Source organism: Piscinibacter sp. (genome assembly GCF_050175855.1).
GTDB lineage: Bacteria > Pseudomonadota > Gammaproteobacteria > Burkholderiales > Burkholderiaceae_C > Piscinibacter.
The window spans coordinates 1-4,736 of the sequence record NZ_JBFXIO010000388.1 but is presented as its reverse complement, the minus strand read 5'-3'; the positions used below and the strand labels follow the sequence as shown (position 1 = coordinate 4,736).

Annotated in this window: 4 protein-coding genes; 2 read left to right on the top strand and 2 right to left on the bottom strand. The window is 70.2% G+C overall.

Annotation, left to right across the window (positions count from 1 at the left end; genetic code table 11):
* Positions 1–2: 2 nt before the first annotated feature.
* A complete protein-coding gene (locus tag AB7U92_RS22110) occupies positions 3–2,051 on the top strand; it encodes an ATP-dependent helicase (RefSeq protein WP_428582154.1) in 2,049 nt (682 codons plus the stop codon).
* Positions 2,048–2,719 carry a lysoplasmalogenase gene (locus AB7U92_RS22105; protein ID WP_428582153.1) on the top strand — a complete coding sequence of 224 codons (672 nt, stop codon included), beginning with the start codon at positions 2,048–2,050 and terminating at the stop codon, positions 2,717–2,719. The genes AB7U92_RS22110 and AB7U92_RS22105 overlap by 4 nt, the downstream gene beginning before the upstream one ends.
* Here the strand turns inward: AB7U92_RS22105 and AB7U92_RS22100 are convergent.
* Together AB7U92_RS22100 and AB7U92_RS22095 are read right to left on the bottom strand one after the other, a co-directional pair.
* Entirely contained in the window at positions 2,706–3,530 is an 825-nt protein-coding gene (locus AB7U92_RS22100; RefSeq protein WP_428582151.1) for a LytR/AlgR family response regulator transcription factor, read from the bottom strand. The genes AB7U92_RS22105 and AB7U92_RS22100 overlap by 14 nt on opposite strands.
* Positions 3,527–4,736: sensor histidine kinase (locus AB7U92_RS22095; RefSeq protein ID WP_428582149.1), on the bottom strand; the 1,210-nt coding region annotated here is incomplete at its 5' end. The genes AB7U92_RS22100 and AB7U92_RS22095, both read right to left, overlap by 4 nt.

The window sequence follows — 4,736 nt, the reverse complement described above, 5'->3', positions numbered from 1 at the left end:
CCGTGTCCGAACCCGCATCGCTCAACCCGGCCCAGATGGAGGCGGTGCACCACCTGGGCGGGCCCTGCCTGGTGCTGGCGGGCGCCGGCTCGGGCAAGACGCGCGTGATCACCCACAAGATCGCCCGGCTGCTGCAGGCCGGCTACGCGCCCGCGCAGATCGCCGCGATCACCTTCACCAACAAGGCCGCCGCCGAGATGCGCGAGCGCGCCAAGGCGCTGATCGGCGCGCGAGCGGCCAAGCCGCTGGTGGTGAGCACCTTCCACTCGCTGGGCGTGCGCATGCTGCGCGAGGATGGCCAGCGCGTCGGCCTGAAGCCGCAGTTCAGCATCCTCGACAGCGACGACGTGCTGTCCATCCTGAAGGACGCCGGCGGCAGCAACGACAACGCGCTGGCGCGCCGCTGGCAGTGGGCGATCAGCCTGTGGAAGAACCAGGGGCTGACGAGCACCCAGGTCGAGCCGGCCAATGACGACGAGCGCATCGCGCAGCGCGTGATGCAGCGCTACGAGGAGCGGCTCGCGGCCTTCCAGGCGGTCGACTTCGACGACCTGATCGGCCTGCCGGTCGCACTGCTGCGCCGCGACGCCGAGGCGAGGGCGAAGTGGCAGGACGCACTGCGCTACCTGCTGGTCGACGAGTACCAGGACACCAACGCCGTGCAGTACGAGATGCTCAAGCTGCTGGCCGGCGAGCGGGCGATGTTCACCGCGGTGGGCGACGACGACCAGAGCATCTACGGCTGGCGCGGCGCGACCATCGACAACCTGCGCCGCCTGCCGGCCGAGTATCCGCAGCTCAAGGTGATTCCGCTGGAGCAGAACTACCGCTCCACCGGCCACATCCTGCGCGCGGCCAACGCGGTGATCGGCCACAACCCCAAGCTGTTCGAGAAGAAGCTGTGGAGCGCCTTCGGCGACGGCGAGCCGGTGCGGGTGGTCGAGTGCGATGGCGAGGAACACGAGGCCGAGCGCGCGGTGGCTTTCATTCAGTCGCAGCGCGGCCAGGGCGGCCAGGTGGCGTTCAAGGACTTCGCCGTGCTCTACCGCGCCAACCACCAGGCCAAGGTGTTCGAGAAGGCGCTGCGCAAGGCGAACATCCCGTACAAGGTCTCGGGCGGCCAGAGCTTCTTCGACCGCGCCGAGATCAAGGACCTGTGCGCCTGGCTGCGCCTCATGGTCAACAACGACGACGACCCGGCCTTCCTGCGCGCCGTGACCACGCCCAAGCGCGGCATCGGCCACCAGACGCTGGCCAGCCTGGGCGAGTTCGCGGCGAAGTGGAAGACCAGCCTGTACGAGGCGCTGTTCGCCGAGAGCCTGGGCAGCGTGGTCAACGCCCGGGCGATCGGCTCGCTGCACGAGTTCGGCCGCTACGTGAACGACCTCGAGTACCGCGCCCGCCACACGGTCGGCTCGGAAGACGCCAAGGCGCTGCTGACGGGCTGGCTGAAGGACATCGCCTACGAGAAGCACCTCTACGAGGGCGAGGACAGCGAGAAGCTCGCCGCGGCGCGCTGGTCCAACGTGATGGATTTCGTCGACTGGATCGCCCGGCGTTGCGGCGGCGAGATCGAGAACGACGGGGGCCTGTCGGTCGAGACCGAGAGGAAGAGCGTGCTCGAGGTGGCGCAGACCATCTCGGTGATCATCAGCCTGGCCGAGCGCGGCGACGAGCAGGACGTGGTCACGCTGTCGACGCTTCATGCCGCCAAGGGCCTGGAGTGGCCGCACGTGGTGCTGGCCGGCGTCAACGAGGGGCTGCTGCCCTTCCGCAGCGAGGACGACGAGATGACGCCGCAGCGCCTCGAGGAGGAGCGCCGGCTGATGTACGTCGGCATCACCCGGGCGCGCACCACGCTGGCGATCAGCACGCTGCGCCGGCGCAAGCGCGGCCGCGACACGGTGGCCGGCGTGCCCAGTCGCTTCATCGCCGAAATGAAGCTGCACGAGGTGCAGCAGAAGGAAGACCCGCGCGCCAAGCTGAAGGCATTGCGCGAGGCGGCGGCGGCACGCGCAGCGCAGGCCGTTGCGGCGAAGGTGGAGCCATGAGCCCGGTCCTGCGCGTCGCGCTGCTGCTGGCCGTGGCGCTGGCCGTCGGCGCGGGCGTGGGCCTACTGCCGCCGGCCGTGCTCTTCGTCGCCAAGCCGCTGGCCACCGTGCTGATCATCGTGCACGCCGCGCAGCGCGGCCACGACGAACCGGTGGCGCGGCGCTGGATCCTGGCCGGCCTGGTGCTCTCGCTGGCGGGCGACGTGGCGCTGCTGTGGCCGAAGGAAGGCTTCCTGCCCGGGCTGATCGCCTTCCTGCTCGCGCACCTGGCCTACATCGCGGCGTTTGCGTCACGTGCGCGGCTGCTGTCGCGGCCGGCGCCGTTCCTGCTGTACGCCGCCGTGGCCGCCGTGGTGCTCGCGTCGCTCTGGCCGGGCGTGCCGGCGGGCCTGCGCGTGCCGGTGGCGTTGTACGTGGTGTGCCTGGCGGCGATGGCGGCGCAGGCCGGCGTGGTGTGGCTGGTGATGCGCGGCACGCTGGCTGCGACTGCCGCCTGGTCGGGCGCGATCGGTGGCGCGCTGTTCGTGCTGTCGGATGCGCTGCTGGCCACCAACAAGTTTGCCGTGTCGCTGCCGATGGCCTCGCTGTGGGTGCTCGGCAGCTACTGGGCGGCGCAGTGGTGCATCGCCGGGTCGTTGCGCGAGCGGGCCGGTCCTACATCCCCTTGAACAACCCCGTGAAGCTGCGCGAGACCTCCAGCTTCTCCGGGTGACCCTTCACGCTGACCAGCTGGCGGCCGCGCAGGTCGCGGCTGACGCCGGCGATGGCCTTGACGTTGACCAGCGTGGAGCGGTGGATCTGCCAGAACAGCTCGGCGTCGAGCTCCTCCACCAGCTCCTTGATCGGCTTGCGGATCAGCGCCTCGGTCGTGGCGGTCTGCACGCGGGTGTACTTCTCGTCGGAGATGAAGAACAGCACCTCCTCGACCGGGATCATCTGGATGCTCTGGCCGACCGTGGCCTGGATCCACTTCAGCTTGGCCGCGCCCCCCGGGTTCATGTGCGCCGAGAGCTTCTGCAGCAGCTGCTGCATGCCCCCGAGCGCCGGGCCTTCGCCTTGCGCACGCTGGGCGATGCGCTTGCCGATGCGCTCGGCCGTGCGCGCCAGGCGGTCGCGCTCGGCCGGCTTGAGCACGTAGTCGGCCGCGCCCTGCTCGAAGGCTTCGACCGCGTACTCGTCGTAGGCAGTGATGAAGACCACCTCGCAACCGGGCCAGCCGTCGGCGGCCTCGTCGCCACAGGGCAGCTGCGCGATCGCGCGCGCCGCCTCCACGCCCGTCATGCCGGGCATGCGGATGTCGAGGAAGACGACGTCCGGGTGGTGCTGCTCGACCAGCTGCACCGCCTCCGCGCCGTTCTTCGCCTCGGCGACGATCTCCAGCGCCGGCCAGGCTTCGCCCAGCCGTGTGCGCAGCTGCTCGCGCATCAGCCGCTCGTCGTCGGCGATCACAGCGCGAAGGGTCCGCGTGTCGTCGTTCATGCCGGCATCGTAGCGTCGTCGCTCGGCTGCGCCACGTAGGGCACGGTGATCGTCACCTTGGTGCCGCCGGGCGGGTTCTCGGCCACGGTCAGCGCGGCCTTGCTGCCGTACAGCAGCTTCAGGCGCTCGCGGATGTTGTTCAGCCCGATGCCGGTGCCGGCGGTGGCGGCCTTGCCGAAGCCCACGCCGGTGTCGGCCACCGTCACGGCCAGCTTGCCGTGCACGATCTGCGCCTTCACCGACAGCAGCCCGCCCTCCGGCTTGGGCTCCAGGCCGTGCTTGATGGCGTTCTCCACCAGGCTCTGGATCATCATCGGCGGGAACTCGGCCGAGCGCAGGCCCTCGGGCACGTCGATCTCGGTCATCAGGCGGTCTTCCATCCGCACCTTGAGGATCTCGAGGTAAGGCTGGATCACCGCCATCTCGCGGCCGAGGTCGCGCACGCCGCTGCCGTTGCCGTTGGCTTCGCGCATCGTGGGCATGCTGGCGCGCAGCAACGCGATCAGGTTCTTCTGCATCGCCGAGGCACGTTTCGGGTCGGTCTCGATCAGGTGGTCGATCGAGGCGAGCGTGTTGAACAGGAAGTGTGGCTCCACCTGCGCCTGCATGGCCGCCATGCGGGCTTCCACCACCTGGCGCTTGAGCTGCTCGGCCTCGGCCGTCTCGGCGGCCTGTGCGGCCTTCACCTCGGCCTGCATCCTGCCCTTGTAGGTGAACTTCAGGATCGCCGACATGGCGATCCACAGGAAGGCCAGGGTCGGCAGTTCGTCGCCGAGCGTGACGTAGCCGCGGCGGTGGCTCGATGGGGTGATATTCACCGTCACGTTGGCCTTGGCCTCGCGCTCCGCGGCGGCGGCTTCCTCTGCCGCCCGAGCCGCTTCTTCGATGGCTTCGGTGATCTGGTCGCGCGCCTCGCGCACGGCCTCGCGCACGATCTCGCTGTCGGCACCGGGCGGCACCTTGATCTCGATGCCGTCGCGGCCGATCACCAGGCCTGCCTGGGAGGCGGCACTGGCGGCCGGTGCCGCCGCCGGCGACGCACGGCGGATGTGGATGCCATCCTCGTTGATGCTGATCTGCACCTCGCCCTTGGTCGCGCTCACCCCACTGGCGGCGCTGGCCGCGGGAGCCGGCGCGCGGCTGCGCTCGATGTGGATGATGGGCTCCCGCGGCGGCTTGGGGGGCGTCGGGGGCTGGGGTACGGCC